The organism is Rhodopseudomonas sp. AAP120, assembly GCF_001295845.1.
GTDB lineage: Bacteria > Pseudomonadota > Alphaproteobacteria > Rhizobiales > Xanthobacteraceae > Rhodopseudomonas.
In genome coordinates this window covers 1-16,221 of record NZ_LJIC01000025.1, presented here as the reverse complement: position 1 = coordinate 16,221, position 16,221 = coordinate 1, and the positions used below count along the sequence as shown (strand labels likewise).

Annotated in this window: 13 protein-coding genes; 5 read left to right on the top strand and 8 right to left on the bottom strand. The window is 67.4% G+C overall.

Going from position 1 to position 16,221, the window contains the following annotated elements; genetic code table 11:
• Positions 1–250: 250 nt before the first annotated feature.
• Together IP86_RS05645 and mepA are read right to left on the bottom strand one after the other, a co-directional pair.
• Positions 251–613: a DUF2946 family protein gene (locus tag IP86_RS05645; protein ID WP_156332411.1), complete on the bottom strand. Its 363-nt coding sequence runs from the start codon at positions 611–613 to the stop codon at positions 251–253.
• Positions 614–694: 81 nt separating this feature from the next.
• Entirely contained in the window at positions 695–1,651 is a 957-nt protein-coding gene (gene mepA / locus IP86_RS05640) for a penicillin-insensitive murein endopeptidase (protein ID WP_054161544.1), read from the bottom strand.
• Positions 1,652–2,012: 361 nt separating this feature from the next.
• On the opposite strand from mepA, the gene IP86_RS05635 reads away from it, so the two are divergent.
• Complete coding sequence (locus IP86_RS05635; RefSeq protein ID WP_054161540.1) at positions 2,013–4,241, top strand: putative bifunctional diguanylate cyclase/phosphodiesterase; 2,229 nt, start codon at positions 2,013–2,015, stop codon at positions 4,239–4,241.
• Positions 4,242–4,377: 136 nt separating this feature from the next.
• Here the strand turns inward: IP86_RS05635 and IP86_RS05630 are convergent, their stop codons facing one another.
• Positions 4,378–5,325: a YiiX/YebB-like N1pC/P60 family cysteine hydrolase gene (locus tag IP86_RS05630; RefSeq protein WP_054161539.1), complete on the bottom strand. Its 948-nt coding sequence runs from the start codon at positions 5,323–5,325 to the stop codon at positions 4,378–4,380.
• 246 nt (positions 5,326–5,571) lie between these two features.
• On the opposite strand from IP86_RS05630, the gene IP86_RS05625 reads away from it, so the two are divergent.
• Positions 5,572–7,014: a flavin monoamine oxidase family protein gene (locus IP86_RS05625; protein WP_054161538.1), complete on the top strand. Its 1,443-nt coding sequence runs from the start codon at positions 5,572–5,574 to the stop codon at positions 7,012–7,014.
• Positions 7,015–7,247: 233 nt separating this feature from the next.
• Here IP86_RS05625 and pheT read toward each other — a convergent pair whose 3' ends face one another.
• The 5 genes from pheT to rpmI all read right to left on the bottom strand — a co-directional run bounded on the left by pheT (position 7,248) and on the right by rpmI (position 12,416).
• Complete coding sequence (pheT, locus tag IP86_RS05620; RefSeq protein WP_054161537.1) at positions 7,248–9,659, bottom strand: phenylalanine--tRNA ligase subunit beta; 2,412 nt, start codon at positions 9,657–9,659, stop codon at positions 7,248–7,250.
• A 144-nt stretch (positions 9,660–9,803) separates the two neighbouring features.
• A complete protein-coding gene (locus tag IP86_RS05615; RefSeq protein WP_054161543.1) occupies positions 9,804–10,316 on the bottom strand; it encodes an endonuclease domain-containing protein in 513 nt (170 codons plus the stop codon).
• A 251-nt stretch (positions 10,317–10,567) separates the two neighbouring features.
• On the bottom strand, positions 10,568–11,650 hold the full coding sequence (gene pheS, locus IP86_RS05610; RefSeq protein ID WP_054161542.1) for a phenylalanine--tRNA ligase subunit alpha: 1,083 nt from the start codon (positions 11,648–11,650) through the stop codon (positions 10,568–10,570).
• Positions 11,651–11,765: 115 nt separating this feature from the next.
• Positions 11,766–12,125 (bottom strand): 50S ribosomal protein L20, encoded by a 360-nt coding sequence (gene rplT, locus IP86_RS05605; protein WP_054161536.1) that lies wholly within the window; start codon positions 12,123–12,125, stop codon positions 11,766–11,768.
• 90 nt (positions 12,126–12,215) lie between these two features.
• Positions 12,216–12,416 (bottom strand): 50S ribosomal protein L35, encoded by a 201-nt coding sequence (gene rpmI / locus IP86_RS05600; protein ID WP_011155610.1) that lies wholly within the window; start codon positions 12,414–12,416, stop codon positions 12,216–12,218.
• A 381-nt stretch (positions 12,417–12,797) separates the two neighbouring features.
• Here rpmI and IP86_RS05595 point away from each other — a divergent pair, with 381 nt between their 5' ends.
• From IP86_RS05595 to ugpB, 3 genes are all read left to right on the top strand, one after another.
• Positions 12,798–13,214 carry a hypothetical protein gene (locus IP86_RS05595; RefSeq protein ID WP_054161535.1) on the top strand — a complete coding sequence of 139 codons (417 nt, stop codon included), beginning with the start codon at positions 12,798–12,800 and terminating at the stop codon, positions 13,212–13,214.
• A 162-nt stretch (positions 13,215–13,376) separates the two neighbouring features.
• Positions 13,377–14,582, top strand: a complete 1,206-nt coding sequence (locus IP86_RS05590; protein WP_054161534.1) for a CaiB/BaiF CoA transferase family protein — start codon at positions 13,377–13,379, stop codon at positions 14,580–14,582.
• A 253-nt stretch (positions 14,583–14,835) separates the two neighbouring features.
• Positions 14,836–16,161 (top strand): sn-glycerol-3-phosphate ABC transporter substrate-binding protein UgpB, encoded by a 1,326-nt coding sequence (gene ugpB, locus IP86_RS05585; protein ID WP_054161533.1) that lies wholly within the window; start codon positions 14,836–14,838, stop codon positions 16,159–16,161.
• Positions 16,162–16,221 lie beyond the last annotated feature (60 nt).

The window sequence follows — 16,221 nt, the reverse complement described above, 5'->3', positions numbered from 1 at the left end:
GTGCCGCCGGCTTGGCGCGGGCCGGAGCCGGCGCCTCGACCGTGACCGACGGCAGATGCTGCGGCGTGGTCTGAGCGCGGGCGGTCCCGGCCGATGCCGTCAGCATCAGCCCGATCGCAGCCGCACTCGCCCCCGAAAGGGCGGAGATGCGAGACATAGTGGTGAAACCTTCCTGGCGGCAACGCCTCGGCGCTGACCGCAAAAGCCCTTTGACGGCACGGCGAACCGCGCCAGTGACGAACGGAATGGCTCAGGAAAAGGCTGGTGGCGCGCGCGCCTGGGTATCCGAACTACCGCGGCCCTGAGTTCGAACGGGTGTCTGCTCCCGCCAGGCGATCCGCGCAAAGCTCCGCCACGGCATCGCCTGGGCGATGAAGACCGGCGTATCGATCGGGCCGGCGATGCCGGCCAGGCAGCACTGCACGCATTGGATGGCGTGACCGGGCTGGCCGCTCTGATCGGTCGATGCATCGTCGGCATGGCAGATCGCGGTCGAGAACAGACCACTGGTCCGCTGGCCGGCTTCCGCGAAGTACACGCCGATCGGTGCGAAGATCTGCACCCACAACGCGACGAAGAAGACCGGCAGCACTCTGCGTAGCTGCGACCGCATCAATTGCCCCTTAGCGACGGCAATTAATCATGCAGATACCGTCGTGTCGAGGTCCGGCACCCTACTGAGGTGCCGTGCGTCCTAATCGGGCCGCTGGTCGGGCGCGTTCAGCACCGCGCGGCACTCGGTCGGCAGGTCGGCGAGCGTCAGCGGCTTTTTCGGCTTCGGCGGCTCTTTCGGCGGCTTCGGATGCAGCACCGCGTCGGAGAACCAATAGGCGAGATCGGCCGGCGCGCAGCCTTCGCCCGCCGGCGGCTCCGGCTGCGATTCACAACCGGGGCTGCCGTGCGGACAGGAGATCCGAATGTGGAAGTGATAATCGTGGCCGTACATCGGCCGCACCTTGCCGAGCCAGGCGCGGTCGCCCTTGGCCTCGCGGCACAGCGCCTTCTTGATCGCCGCATTGACGAAGATGCGCTCGACCGCCGGCTCCTGCGCGGCAGCGCGGATCACCTTCCAGTGCGTCGGCGTCCACACTTTGGGATCGATATCGAGCCGATCCGGCCGCACCATCATGGTGGCGGACATCTCCTCGCGCTCGTTGCGCGACAGCTGCCGGTTCGGCATCGGCGTCAGCCAGATGTCGGCGTCGAGCCCGACCTGGTGGCTGGCGTGGCCGGTCAGCATCGGGCCGCCGCGCGGCTGCGACATGTCGCCGACCAGGATGCCGGGCCAGCCGGCGTCGCGCTGCGCCTTCGCGGACAGCCGCTGGATCAGATCGACCATCGCCGGATAGGCGTAGAAGCGGTTGCGCGACAGCCGCATCACCTGCCAGGTCTTGCCGGTGATCGGCAGCGCCTCGCCGCCGGCGAGGCAACCATGGGCGTAGAAGCCGATCGGCCGCGGCGGCAGCGCCGCGGGCAGATAGCGGCGCGCGAACAGTTCGCGGGCGGCGAGATCCGGATCGTTGGGATTGGCGAGCGGCGGCAGCGGCTTCGGATTGACCACGCCTTTGTCCTGGGCCTGCACCAAGGCGCCCGAGCCGAGGAGCAGCGCGGTGGCCAGCAGCAATCCGGCGGGAATCGATCGGCGACGCATCCCCGGCTTATAGCCGAACGGACCGGTAAAATCAGCCAAACGGACGTGGCCGACTGCCGCCATCCCGGTCAAAACCGCTCAGAAAACCGGCGAACGAGCCGTTTTTAACGCGGAACTAACCAGCCGCCACATTGGCACGGATTTAGACTCGCCCGGCCTTGCCGCCCGAAAAGCCAGCAAATCCACCATTGGAACACCGGCCATCAGCCACATTGCGCGAATGGGCCGCAGAATTCGCGTCGCCTGGGTGCCGGCGACCGCCCTGCCCGGCAAGGCACTGAAAATGCCACGCAAAGCATTACACTTTTTTTTCAGACACATATTGCACAATGAGGTCGCAGATTGCGTGTGGGGCGTGGGAATGCCGCAGATCCGGCTGAGGACCAACAAGACATCCAGGCGATGTGCGGACACCCGTAAGCCGAAACGCCGCTCCTCCACCAAGGGCGGCGCCAAGCTGCCGGCGCTGCCGACGCGCGGCCCGCGCGCGCCGATTGCGGCCGAGCGCGAACGCGCGGTCGAAGCCGCGCTGGCGGAAGCCCGCAAGTCGCACGAGCGGCTGCGCGAGGCGATCGACCTGCTGCCGCAGGGCATCGTCTTCCTCGATGCCGAGGGCCGCTACATCCTCTGGAACAAGCGCTACGCCGAGATCTACAAGGCCAGCGCCGATCTGTTCAAACCCGGCGCGCGGATCCAGGACACGATGCGGGTCGGCGTCGCGCGCGGCGACTATCCGGAGGCGGTCGGCCGCGAGGACGAATGGATCGCCGAGCGGATGCGCCGGCTGTTTCATCCCGGCCACAGCCACGAGCAGGTGCTGGCCGACGGCCGCTGCATCCAGATCGAGGAGCGCACCACCTCGGACGGCGGCGTGATCGGCCTGCGCGTCGACATCACCGAACTGAAGCAGCGCGAAGCCTCGTTCCGGCTGATGTTCGAGAGCAATCCGGTGCCGATGATCGTCTGCTCGCTGCACAACGAGCGCATCCTCGCCGTCAACGACGCCGCGGTCGAACACTACGGCTACTCGCCGACCGAGTTCGCCGAACTCACCATCCGCCGGCTGCAGGCGTTCGAGACCGAGCTGCCGTGGGACGGCGACGCCAGCAGCGAAGAGCGCGCGGCGCGGACCTGGAAACACGTCAAGGCCGACGGCTCGCTGATCGACCTCGCCATCTACGCCCGCCAGCTCACCTATAACGGCGAGCCCGCGGTGCTGCTGGCGCTGATGGACATCACCGAGCGCAAACGCGCCGAAATGCGGCTCGCCTTCATGGCGCATCACGACGGCCTCACCGGCCTGCCGAACCGCAACCTGCTGCGCAAACGGCTCGACGAATTGCTGGCGCAGACGCGGCGCACCGGCGAAAAAATCGCCGTGCTGTTCATCGGCGTCGATCACTTCAAGGCGGTCAACGACACGCTCGGCCACGCGGTCGGCGACAAGCTGCTGCGCGGCATCGCCCGGCGGCTGCGCTCGACGCTGCGCGAGGAAGACCCGCTGGCGCGGCTCAACTCCGACGAATTCGCCGTGATCCAGACCGGCATCAAGCGCCCCGAGGACATCACGCTGCTGGCCAAGCGACTGCTCAACGCCATCGCCGAGCCGTATCTGCTCGAGGGCCATTCGGTGGTTGCCAGCGCCAGCATCGGCATCGCGGTGGCGCCGGTCGACGGCGACGATTCCGAGAAGCTGCTGATGAACGCCGACATGGCGCTGTCGCGCGCCAAGAAGGATTCCCGCGGCAGCTTCAGCTTCTTCGAGCCCGGCATGGACGCGCGCGCCCAGGCGCGGCGCAAGATCGAAACCGACCTGCGCGCGGCGCTGCGCCACGACGTGCTGCGGCCTTACTATCAGCCGCTGATCGGCCTCGGTAACGGCCTGATCACCGGCTGCGAGGCGCTGGTGCGTTGGCCGCATCCGGAGCGCGGCATGATCTCGCCGGCGGAGTTCATCCCGGTCGCCGAGGACACCGGCCTGATCAACGCGATCGGCGCCCAGGTGTTGCGCCAGGCCTGCCTCGACGCCGCGCGCTGGCCGGACGACATCCGCGTCGCCGTCAACCTGTCGCCGCTGCAATTCCGGGTCGGCAATCTGATGGCGACCGTGATGGATGCGCTGAAGCAGTCCGGCCTGCCGCCGCGCCGGCTCGAACTCGAGATCACCGAGACGCTGCTGCTGGAAAAGAGCAGCCAGGTGATCGCCACGCTGCATGCGCTGCGCGCGCTCGGCGTCCGCATCTCGATGGACGATTTCGGCACCGGCTATTCGTCGCTGAGCTATCTGCGCAGCTTCCCGTTCGACAAGATCAAGATCGATCAGTCGTTCGTGCGCGGCCTGTGCGACAACCGCGACTCGCAGGCGATCGTCCGCGCCATCATCAGCCTCGGCATGGGCCTCGGCGTCACCATCACGGCCGAAGGCGTCGAGACCGAAGCCGAGCTGAGCTGGCTGCGCGCCGAAGGCTGCCACGAGGCGCAGGGCTTCCTGTTCAGCCCCGCCCGGCCGAACGAGGACGTCAAGGGCCTGCTCGATCTGCAGGGCAACGCCGCCGCGCCCGGCGCATTGGAGTCCGCGCGCGTGGCCTGAGGCCAGCGGTCTCCGACATCGCCGGCGTCATCCGCAGAGGCAGGCCACGCTCGCGCGCCGGGCTGGCGCCCGTGCCGGGATCAGACCACAGGCGCCGTCGCTATCCGCCCGGCTCGTTGCAAACGACAGCGCGCGCTCAATCGGCACGCCGGGCGCGGGGCCAGGCGGCGACGGCATCGTCGCCGAGGCAGCGCTCGGACGTCTGCAACTGCTCGGCCAGCGTCGGCTCGGCCTGGTGGGACAGCGCTGCCGCGGCAGCCGGCTCGGGCACCAGCGGCGGCGCGTCCGCGCAGGCCTCCTGCGACGGGCCAAACGGCCCCGCGACATCCGCCAGCGGCTTCTGCTTGTCGGCCCAGTGCAGCGCCGTGTAGTCGAAGCCGCCCACGATGGTCGGCTTCACCACGTCGAAATACGGCGAGATGTCGAAATCGCGCGGCATGTACAGCGAGGAGTCGCGGATGTGCAGAATCTCGCGCCGTGCCGCGCGGCTGCCCGCTTTGGTGATCTTCGGCAGGATCGGATAGCGCACCGCATCGAACGCCTGCGCGATCAGCGCCGAGCAGATGATCTTGGTCGGATCGCCGGAGCCGAGCGCGATCATCCGCCGCCGCCAGCGCTGCGGCACCGGCAGCGGTACCAGATAGCGCATCAGGTCGATGATGTTCTTGGTATCGTAGCCGAAGCCGATGCGGTTGATGGCGTAGCGGCAGACGGTGTGGCGATCCTCGTAGGACAGCCCGACCGGCCGGCAGATCCGGGTGTGATAGGCCAGATGCCGCGACAGCGGCGACGAGGTGACGCCCTCGCCGATATTGGCCTCGATCAGCACGTGCGGCTCGCCGTCCGGCGCCACCGCGCCGTCGATCGGCCCGACATACAGCGCCGCGTGCGACCAGGTCGACTGCGTCAGATATTTGATGATGCCGGAGATCCGCGCATTGCCTTCGACCAGCAGCACGTCGCCCGGCTGCATGATGCTGCGCAGATGGTCCGGATCGCTCGGCGTGAACGGCTCGTAGCCCGGCTCTTCCTTCTGCAGATAGCCGGCAAGCATCTTGCCGATGGCATCGAGTACCAAACCCATCTGTCCGCTCCGGCCCCGTCGCGATCGGGATTCTCGCCGGCCGATGATTGGCCAGAGCCGTTGCAATTTAGTTCATCGGTTCCGCATCGCGCGTACATCTGATTCACCATGCCCCGTTGCCGCGCTGCAGCGATTCCGGCAAGTTGCATCGACCGTGCGCATGCGGCCCGCAGCCGGGCCCGAGTGACGCGTCAACGCTGCGCCAGGGGCCGACGCGCTGGTCGCAAAGGCTTTGGAAACCATGACATGACAATCTCGCGCCGCAGCTTCCTTGCCGCCTCCGCCGGCCTCGTGCTGGTCCCGGCGTTCGCGACCCGGGCGCGCGCGGCGCTGCCGCGCGAGGTCGATGTGGTGGTGGTCGGCGCCGGCGCGGCGGGGATCGCGGCGGCGCGGCGCATCGTGGCGGCGGGCCGCAAGGTGCTGGTGGTCGAAGCCGCGGCGCAGCCCGGCGGCCGCTGCATCACCGACACCGACAGCTTCGCGGCGCCGTTCGATCGCGGCGCGCGCTTCCTGCACAACCCGGACAGCAACCCGATCGCCAAGCAGGCGCGCAGCGTCGGCATCGACATCGTGCCGGCGCCGCCCGGGCAGAAGATCCGGATCGGCCGCCGCAATGCGCGGGCCCGCGAGACCGAGGACTATCTGGCGACATTGGTGCGCGCCAGCCGCGCCATCGACGAGGCCGCGCGCGGCAAGGTCGACGTGTCCTGCGCGGCCGCGCTGCCGAAGGATCTCGGCGACTGGGGTCCGACCATCGATTTCGCGCTCGGCCCCTATGCGAGCGGCACCGATCTGAAAGACCTGTCGGCGATGGACGAAAGCCGCGCGCCGGACCGCAACATGCTGGTCGGCGCCAAGCAGGGACTCGGCACGCTGCTGGCACGGCTCGCCGCGCCGCTGCCGCTGGTGACGTCGACGCCGGTCAGCCGCATCGTCTGGAACGGCCGCGACACCGCCGTTGAGACCGCGTCGGGACGGATTGCCGCCAAGGCGGTGATCCTCACGGTCTCGACCAATGTGCTGGGTTCGGGCGCCATCAAGTTCACGCCGGAACTGCCGAAGCGCCAGCTCGACGCCGCCGCCAAGCTCGGGCTCGGCAGCACCGATCGCATCGCGCTGCAGTTCAAGGGCAACCCGCTCGGCCTGTCGCGCGACGAATTGCTGATCGAGCAGAGCAGCGGCCCGCGCACCGCCGCGCTCTACGCCAACATCAACGGCTCGTCACTGTGCACCGTCGACGTTGCCGGCACCTTCGGCCGCGAGCTGTCGGCGCAGGGCGAGGATGCGATGCAGGCGTTCGCGCTGGAATGGCTCGGCAAGCTGTTCGGCAGCGAGATCACCAAATCGGTCGAACGCCAGGCGGTGACGCGCTGGAACGCCAACCCGTACGTGCAGGGCGCGATGTCGGCGGCAGCGCCGGGCGCACAGCCGATGCGCCGCGTGCTCGGCGAGCCGCTCGGCACGCTGTTCATCGCCGGCGAAGCCACCCACGAAAATCTCTGGGGCACCGTGCAGGGCGCCTGGGACTCCGGCGAACGCGCCGCCGACGCCGCGCTGAAACGCCTCGGCCCGGCGAAACAGCCCGAGGCGGAGAAGCCGGCGCGCAAGCCAAAGCCCCGCCGCGAACGCCAGCCACCCCGCGAACGCCCGCCCGCCACCGCCAGCGGTGCGCCGTCGTGGTGGCGATAGCTTCGCTTACTTATCGCGAGTTTGCCATCAGCTCACTGCCCGGGGCCCCCTCACCCCAGCCCTCTCCCGCAAGCGGGAGAGGGAGCGCGCCGTGCGTGGGGAGAGGGTTTTGGTTTGCCGATAGACTGGTGTTGGCAGATCCATCGCCCCGACGGCAGCGAGCCCCCTCTCCAGCTTGCGGGAGAGGGTTGGGGTGAGGGCGACGCGGGCGCTGAAGTAGTTAGTTCAGCGCATTAACCGCGCAGCGTGCCGCCGGTCTTCTTCGTCACTTCCGCCACGATCTTGGCGCCGACCGCGTCGATCTCCGCATCGGTCATGGTCTTGTCGCGCGGCTGCAGCGTGACGGCGATCGCCACCGACTTCTTGTCGGGGTCGATGCCCTTACCCTCGTAGACGTCGAACACGCCGACCGACGTGATCAGCTTCTTGTCGACGCCCTGCGCGGCGCGCACCAGATCGGCGGCCGCGACCTGGCGACCCACAATGAAGGCGAAGTCGCGCGACACCGGATGGAACGCCGACAGCTCCAGCGCCGGCTTGGCGCGGGTCGGGCGCTGCTTGGCGTCGGGGATCCGATCGAGGATCACCTCGAACGCCACCACCGGGCCGTCGGCGCCGAGCTGCTCGAGCACGCGCGGATGCAGCTCACCGAAACAACCGAGCACGTTCTGCGGCCCGATCTGGATCGCGCCGGAGCGGCCCGGATGCAGCCAGGCCGGCAGCTTGTTCGTTGCGATCTGCAGCCCGGCCATCGGCGCGCCGGCCGCGGCCAGCACCGCGAACGCATCGGCCTTGGCGTCGAGCGCGGTCGCCGGCGCCGAGCCCGACCAGTGCCGGCCGAGCCCGGCCGACGACGCGACACCGCGGCGCACGCCGCTCGCAGCCACGAACTGATCCTGCGGCCGGTCGCCCCGGAAGATCTGCCCGACCTCGAACAGCGCCAGATCCGGATAGCCGCGATCCGCATTGGCCTGCGCCGAGGCGATCAGCCCCGGCAGCAGGCTCGGCCGCATGTCGGAGAGGTCCGACGCGATCGGATTGGCCAGCGCCAGCTCCGGCTGGCCGCCGCCGAACAATTCGGCCGCTTGCTTGGCGATGAACGACCAGGTCACCGCTTCGGTCAGGCCGCGCGCCGCCAACGCGCGCTTGGCGCGGCGGGTGCGAGTCTGGATCTGGGTCAGCACCGGCTTGCGCGGCGCATCGCCGCGTTCGAACGGCGTCATCGGCACCTTGTCGACGCCGTAGATGCGGACGATTTCCTCGACGATGTCGGCCTTGCCGTGCACGTCGCTGCGCCACGACGGCACCGCGACCTTCACCACCGCGCCCTGCCCGGCCACCATGAAGCCGAGCTGCGTCAGGATGCGGCGCGCCTCGGCGAACGGCACGTCGATGCCGGCCAGCCGCTTCACCTCGCTGAGCGGGAAATCGATGATGCGGTCGTCGCCGAACGCATTGCCGACCACCACGGTCTCGGACGGCGTGCCGCCGCAGAACTCCATCACCAGCTTGGTCGCCAGATCGAGCCCCGGCACCATGAAGGCCGGATCGACGCCGCGCTCGAAGCGATAGCGCGCGTCGGTGTTGATGCCGAGCCGGCGACCACTTTGCGCGATGTTGATCTCGTTCCACAACGCGGATTCGATCAGCACGTCGGTGGTGTCGGCCGAGCAGCCTGACAGCTCGCCGCCCATGATGCCGGCCAGCGATTCGACGCCGTGCTCGTCGGCGATCACGCAGACGTTGGGATCGAGCGTATAGGTACGGCCGTCGAGCGCCAGCAGCGTCTCGCCGTCCTTGGCGCGGCGCACCACGAGGTTGCCCTTCACCTTGGCGGCGTCGAACACGTGCAGCGGGCGCGAGCGGTCGAAGGTCAGGTAGTTGGTGATGTCGACCAGCGCGTTGATCGGGCGCAGCCCGATCGCGGCCAGGCGCTTCTGCAGCCATTCCGGCGACGGCCCGTTCTTGACGCCCTTCACCAGCCGCAGCGCGAAGCCGGGGCACAGCTTGCTGTCTTCGACCGTGACGCTGACCGGGCACGGAAACTCGCCCTTGATCGGCTTGACCGACGGATCCTTGAACTTGCCCATGCCGGCCGCGGCGAGATCGCGCGCGATGCCGGAGACGCCGGCGCAGTCCTGCCGGTTCGGCGTGAGATTAATATCGAGCACCGGATCGCCGAGCCCGGCCCAGTCCGCATAGGCGGCGCCGATCGGCGCATCGGCCGGCAGCTCGATGATGCCGTCGTGATCGTCGGAGATTTCGAGTTCGGCCGCCGAGCACAGCATGCCGCGGCTCTCGACGCCGCGAATGTTGCCGACGCCGAGCGTGATGTTCTTGCCCGGAATGTAGGTGCCGGGCGGCGCGAACACGGTGACGAGGCCGGCCCGCGCATTCGGCGCGCCGCACACCACCTGAATTGGCGCGCCGCCATCGCCAGCGTCGACGCTGCAAACTTGCAGCTTGTCGGCGTTGGGATGCTTCTCGGCGCTCAGCACCTTGGCGATCGTGAACGGCGCCAGCGCCTTCGCCTTGTCCTCGATGCCCTCGACCTCGAGCCCGATCATGGTGAGCTTGTCGGCGAGCGCATCCAGCGTCTCGTCGGTGTCGAGATGATCTTTCAGCCAGGAGAGGGTGAGTTTCATCGCTTGTTACTTCCGTCTGGCCGCGCGGTGCGCGCGTCGTGCTGAATGCTCAAGGTCGTGCCCGCGTCACCCTCACCCCACCCCTCTCCCGCAAGCGGGAGAGGGAGCCGGCCATGCCTAATGGTGGGGCTGCGAGTCATGCGGTTAGTCCGAATCGTCGGGTGACGGGCGCTGCGTTGCATCAGACGAGCGCCGTGTTGCATTGGTTTGTGTAGGCCGTGGCCTAGCCGCACGCGCGGCGCGCCCCCTCTCCCGCTTGCGGGAGAGGGTTGGGGTGAGGGTCCTTGCCGCAAGCTCGGTCGCAATGCTCTGCAACACGCCGTCGCGATTGCTCATGACGTCGGCGTTGCTAAAGCGAATGACCCGAAACCCGCGCGCTTCGATCACTTCCGTCCGCGCCGCATCGGCACGTTCGGCGTCATCGGCAAAATGCTGACCACCATCGAGCTCGACGACCAGCTTCGCCGAATGACAGGCGAAGTCCACGATGAACGGCCCGATCGGCACCTGTCGCTTGAACGAAAATCCGCCGAGCCGCTTGTCGCGCAGCTCGCCCCACATCAGCCGCTCCGCACCGGTCGATTTCTTCCGCAGCTCGCGCGCATGGCGGCGCTGGCTGGGCGACACGCTCCAGGTCGGCTGCTTCGAATCGTCCATCGCAAGCTCCGTGCCCGTATCGCCCTCACCCCAGCCCTCTCCCGCAAGCGGGAGAGGGAGCGCGCTGTGCTCTTGTGAGATCCCGAGACTAACAGGTTCACTCAACTGATTGGTGGTAAGTAAAAGCCGCTTCGCCGAGTCGGAGCCGAACTCCCTCTCCCGCTTGCGGGAGAGGGGTGGGGTGAGGGCGACGCTCGTCGCAACCTCAGCGTTCAGCCCGACAAACGCGCCTGCGCCTGATCGGACCAAGCTCACGAACTCAATCCACCCGCCAGCGTCGGCACGTCCAGCGGCTTGAAGCCGTAGTGGCTCAGCCAGCGCGCATCAGCTTCGAACAGCTGCCGCAGATCGCTCATGCCGTATTTCAGCATGGCGATGCGGTCGATGCCCATGCCCCAGGCGAAGCCTTGGTACACGTCGGGATCGAGACCGCAGGCGGTGAGCACATTGGGGTGCACCATGCCGCAGCCCAAAATCTCCAGCCAGTCCTCGCCTTCGCCGAAGCGGATCTCATCCTTGCCGCGGCGGCACTGGATGTCGACTTCCAGCGACGGCTCGGTGAACGGGAAGAACGACGGCCGGAACCGCATATTGACGTTGTCGACCTCGAAGAACGCCTTGCAGAACTCGTGCAGGATCCACTTCAGATGGCCGAGACGGCTGCCCTTGTCGATCACCAGCCCTTCGACCTGATGAAACATCGGCGTGTGCGTCTGGTCCGAGTCGCTGCGATAAGTGCGCCCCGGACAGATCACGCGGATCGGCGGCTTCTGGCTCAGCATGGTGCGGACCTGCACCGGCGAAGTGTGAGTGCGCAGCAAGAGGCGCGAGCCGTCTTCCTTCGGATTGAAGTAGAAGGTATCGTGCATCTCGCGGGCCGGATGGCCCTCGGGGAAGTTCAGCTTGGTGAAGTTGTAGTCGTCGGTCTCGATGTCCGGACCTTCGGCGACCGCAAAGCCCATGTCGGCGAAGATCGTGGTGACTTCGTCCCACACCTGGCTGAGCGGATGAATCCGGCCGGCCTCGGCCAGCGGCTCGCGCAGCGGCAGCGTGACGTCGATGGTTTCGGCGGCGAGCCGCGCATCGAGCGCGGCGGCCTTGAGCACGTCGCGGCGCGCGCTCAGCGCCGCGTTGATCGCGTCCTTGGCGAGGTTGATCGCGGCACCTTCGGTCTTGCGCTGCTCGGGGTCCATCTTGCCGAGCGTGGCGAGCAGCGCCGAGACGGAGCCCTTCTTGCCGAGCGCGCCGACGCGCACCGCTTCGAGCGCGGCCTCATCGGACGCCGCAGCGATGTCGGCGAGGATCTGGGATTGCAGGTCTTGAAGGTTGGACATGGCGAAGCCGTTCCCCAATGCAGTCATGCCCGGGCTTGACCCGGGCATCCATCGCTCTTGAAAAGATGGATCGCCGGGTCAAGCCCGGCGATGACGGTCAACCGCGTGGAGACCTTCAGGCCGCGAGCGCGGCCTTGGCCTTCTCGGCGATCGCCTGGAACGCCGCCGGCTCGTTGATCGCGAGGTCGGACAGCACCTTGCGGTCGACGACGATGCCGGACTTCGACAGGCCGTTGATGAACACGCTGTAGGTCATGTCGAACGGCCGCACCGCGGCGTTGATGCGCTGGATCCACAGCGCGCGGAACGTCCGCTTCTTGCGCTTGCGATCGCGGAACGCGTACTGGCCGGCCTTGTCGACCGCGGCCTTGGCGGTGCGGATCGTGTTCTTGCGACGACCGCGATAACCCTTGGCGAGCTTGTAGACTTTCTTATGCTTGGCGTGAGCCGTCACACCGCGTTTGACGCGAGCCATGACTGATCTCCTTCATCTGAATTGGGTTTTGGTGGCCGCGCGGACGCGGCCCGATGATGAGGTTGCCGCGCGGTTGCGCGGCCAGAACGGTCAGGCGTTCGGCAAGAAATACTTCTTGATGTTGTCGCCGTCGGTCTTGAAGATCGCGCGGGTGCCGCGAAGCTGACGGATCTGCTTCTTGGTGCGCTTGATCATGCCGTGGCGCTTGCCGCGCTGGGCGGACATCACCTTGCCGGTGGCGGTGACTTTGAAGCGCTTTTTGGCGCCCGATTTGGTCTTCAACTTGGGCATTTGGCTCTCCTCAGGCCACGCGCAAATAGCGCCCGAAGGCGCTGCGGCGGCGAATATGCTCGTTAGAGCGTTGAAATTGCGGGATTTATCTCACCAGAGACGAACCCGCAGAGCTCACCGCCACGGCAGCCCTTGATCAGCCGGGCGGTGAAGGCTGGGCTTATGACAGAGCAAAGCCGGATTGGCAACGCTTAACGGCGGCCCGCCGGCGCTCCGCAGCGCCCGGGACGCCGGCCCTCGCACCAATTTACAGTCGAACTCGAACCCGGCGGCCCCTATCCTCGTCGCATCGTCGTGGCACACTGTTCGACGTTCGCATCGCCAGGATCACAACGCCCTGCGCCCGGTGACGACATTCGGCAGACGCAACTGGAGACCGACATGGAAACCCTCGTCCGCCCGCTATTGTCGCGGATCCGTCCCGGCCTCGGCCGTCTCGGCCTGCTGGCGGCTGCGGGCGCGGTGATCGCGCTCACCGCCTCGGATGCCGAAGCGGCCCGGCGCCGCGCCGCCAATTTCGACGGCACCTGGAACGTGGTGTTCGCGACCCGTGGCGGCAATTGCAGCCCGACCTACAATGCGCCGTTCGCCGTGCAGGGCCGCCGCGTCGCTTCGGCCGGCGGCGGCAAGGTCACCGGCGGCATCACCGGCGGCGGCAATGTCGCCGTTCGGATCTCGGTCGGCGCCTCGGTGGCGACCGGCCGCGGCCGCCTCGCCGGCAACACCGGCTCCGGCACCTGGAGCGGCCTGATTCAGGGCGATCGCTGCCACGGCGTCTGGCAGGCGACGCGCAGCTAGAGATTTCCGTCCGGCCTTCACCCAGCCTCGCCGGCGTGTCTGCCGGAGAGTCCGTCGCGGTTGAGCCGCGCGCATGGCCGAGAACCGGCCCGGCATTTGCCAAGACCCGCCTTGGGCCGGTAAGTTCGCCCTCCCCATCAAAGCTTCAATAAGAAAGCCCTCATGACTTCTCCCCTGATGGCCGGCGCGATTGCCGGTTTGCGCGTGATCGATCTGTCGCGCGTGCTCGGTGGCCCGTACTGCACCCAGATTCTCGCCGACCACGGCGCCGACGTCATCAAGGTCGAGCCGCCCGCCGGCGACGAGACCCGCGACTGGGGCCCGCCCTTCCACGACGACGACGCGGCGTATTTCATCGGCACCAACCGCAACAAGCGGTCGATCGGCCTCGACCTCGCCTCCGAGGGCGGCCGCGCCGTGCTGATGAAGATGCTCGAAGACGCCGACGTCATGATCGAGAACTTCAAGCCCGGCACGCTCGACAAATGGGGCATCGGCAACGACGTGCTGCGGGCGAAATTTCCGCAGCTGGTGCATTGCCGGATCTCCGGCTTCGGCGGCGACGGTCCGCATGGCGGCCATCCGGGCTATGACGCGATCATCCAGTCGATGGTCGGCCTGATGGAGTCGACGGGTACGCCCGACTCGGGCCCGACCCGAATCGGCGTCGCGCTGGTCGACATGTCGACCGGCCTCTACGCCTGCGTCGGCATCCTGATGGCACTGCTGGAGCGGCAGAAGTCGGGGCTCGGCCAGTTCGTCGAGGCGACGCTGTTCGAGACCGGCCTCGCCATCATGCATCCGCATACGGCGAACTTCTTCATGCACGGCAAGCCGCCGGCGCGCACCGGCAACGAGCATCCGAATCTGTATCCGTATTCGGTGTTCGCGGCTCGCGACGGCAACATCTTCATGGGCGTCGGCAACGACGGCACGTTCCGCAAGCTGTGCCGCGAACTCGGCAAGCCGGAGCTCGGCACCGACCCGCGCTTCGCCCGCAACCGCGACCGCGTCGTCAACCGCGCGGAACTGCGCGCCGAGCTGGAGGCGATCCTGGCCAACCATGACGCCGAGCCGCTGTGCCGCCAGTTGCTCGCCGCCGGCCTGCCCGCCGGTCCGGTGCAGGCGATCGACAAGGCGCTGGCCTCCGACCACGTCAAGGCGCGCGGCGATATCATCGAGAAGGACTGGTACAAGGGTATCGCCTCGCCGGTCCGGTTCGATCGGACCAAGGCCAGCCTGCGCCACATCCCGCCGACCTTCAGCCAGCACGCCGACGAGGTGCTGGGCGAGTTCGGCTATACGGCGGACAACATCGCCAAGCTCAAGGCCGACGGCATCGTCAGCGGCCCGGAGCGCAAGCGCTGAGCCCTTGGGTAGCGGGGCCTCGCCGGCTCCGCTACCCGCCATCCCGGACGCGCCGCGCTCGCGTCCGGTGTGATCTTGTGCAACCTCCCGAAGTTCCTGTTGCGCCGCCGCACGGCGGCGTTGGTCTTTTTCCGGGCTTTGCACTTCGGCCGCTTCCTCCTAACGACCACGTCGCCTATAGGGTCATGTGACTGTCATCCGGCGCTGCTAACGCGCGCGTACACGAGATGACCGCTCGTTCGGGAGGTACTTGATGACGCTTCGTTCCTTCAGCCTGACGGCGCTTGCCGCGTCCGTTGCCACAACCTTCGCGCTCGCTTCGCCCGCACAGGCCGTCACCGAAATCCAGTGGTGGCACGCGATGACCGGCGGCAACAACGACGTGGTCGTCAAGCTCGCCAGCGACTTCAACGCCTCGCAGAGCGACTACAAGGTGGTGCCGACCTACAAGGGCGGCTATGCCGACACCATGAATGCCGGCATCGCGGCGTTCCGCGCCGGCAACGCGCCGCACATCATGCAGGTGTTCGAAGTCGGCACCGCCACCATGATGGCGGCAACCGGCGCGGTGAAGCCGGTCTACAAGCTGATGCAGGAAACCGGCGAGCCGTTCGATCCCAAGGCGTATCTGCCGGCGATCACCGGCTACTACTCGACCTCGAAGGGCGAGATGCTGTCGTTCCCGTTCAATTCATCCTCGATGGTGATGTGGGTCAATCTCGACGCGCTGAAAAAGGCCGACATCGCCGAGATCCCGAAGACCTGGCCCGAGGTGTTCGAGGACGCCAAGAAGCTCAAGGCCGCCGGCTACGCCACCTGCGGGTTCTCGACCGCCTGGGTCACCTGGGCCAATCTCGAGCAGCTCTCGGCCTGGCACAATGTGCCGCTCGCCTCCAAGGCCAACGGCCTCGACGGCTTCGACACCAAGCTCGAATTCAACGGCCCGCTGCAGGTCAAGCATCTCGAGAAGCTGATCGAGCTGCAGAAGGACAAGACCTACGATTACTCCGGCCGCACCAACACCGGCGAGGGCCGCTTCACCTCGGGCGAGTGCCCGCTGTTCCTGACCTCGTCGGGCTTCTTCGGCAACGTCAAGAACCAGGCCAAGTTCAATTGGACCAACGCGCCGATGCCCTACTACCCTGACGTCAAGGACGCGCCGCAGAACTCGATCATCGGCGGCGCCTCGCTGTGGGTGATGGGCGGCAAGACCCCGGACGAATACAAGGGCGTCGCCAAGTTCCTCGCCTTCCTGTCGGACACCGACCGCCAGGTCGCGATCCACAAGGCGTCGGGCTATCTGCCGATCACCAAGGCGGCCTATGAGAAGGCCAAGGCCGACGGCTTCTACAAGGACCAGCCCTATCTCGAAACGCCGATCAAGGAACTGACCAACAAGCCGCCGACCGAAAACTCCCGCGGCCTCCGCCTCGGCAACATGGTCCAACTCCGCGACGTCTGGGCCGAAGAAATCGAACAAGCCCTCGCCGGCAAGAAAACCGCCAAGGACGCGCTGGACGCGGCGGTGACGCGTGGCAACACGATGCTGCGGCAGTTCGAAAAGACGGCGGTGAGGTAGTTATTTCACAACGCGCTCTCCTCCCCCTCCCCCCGCCCTTGCGGCGGGGAGGGGTCGGGG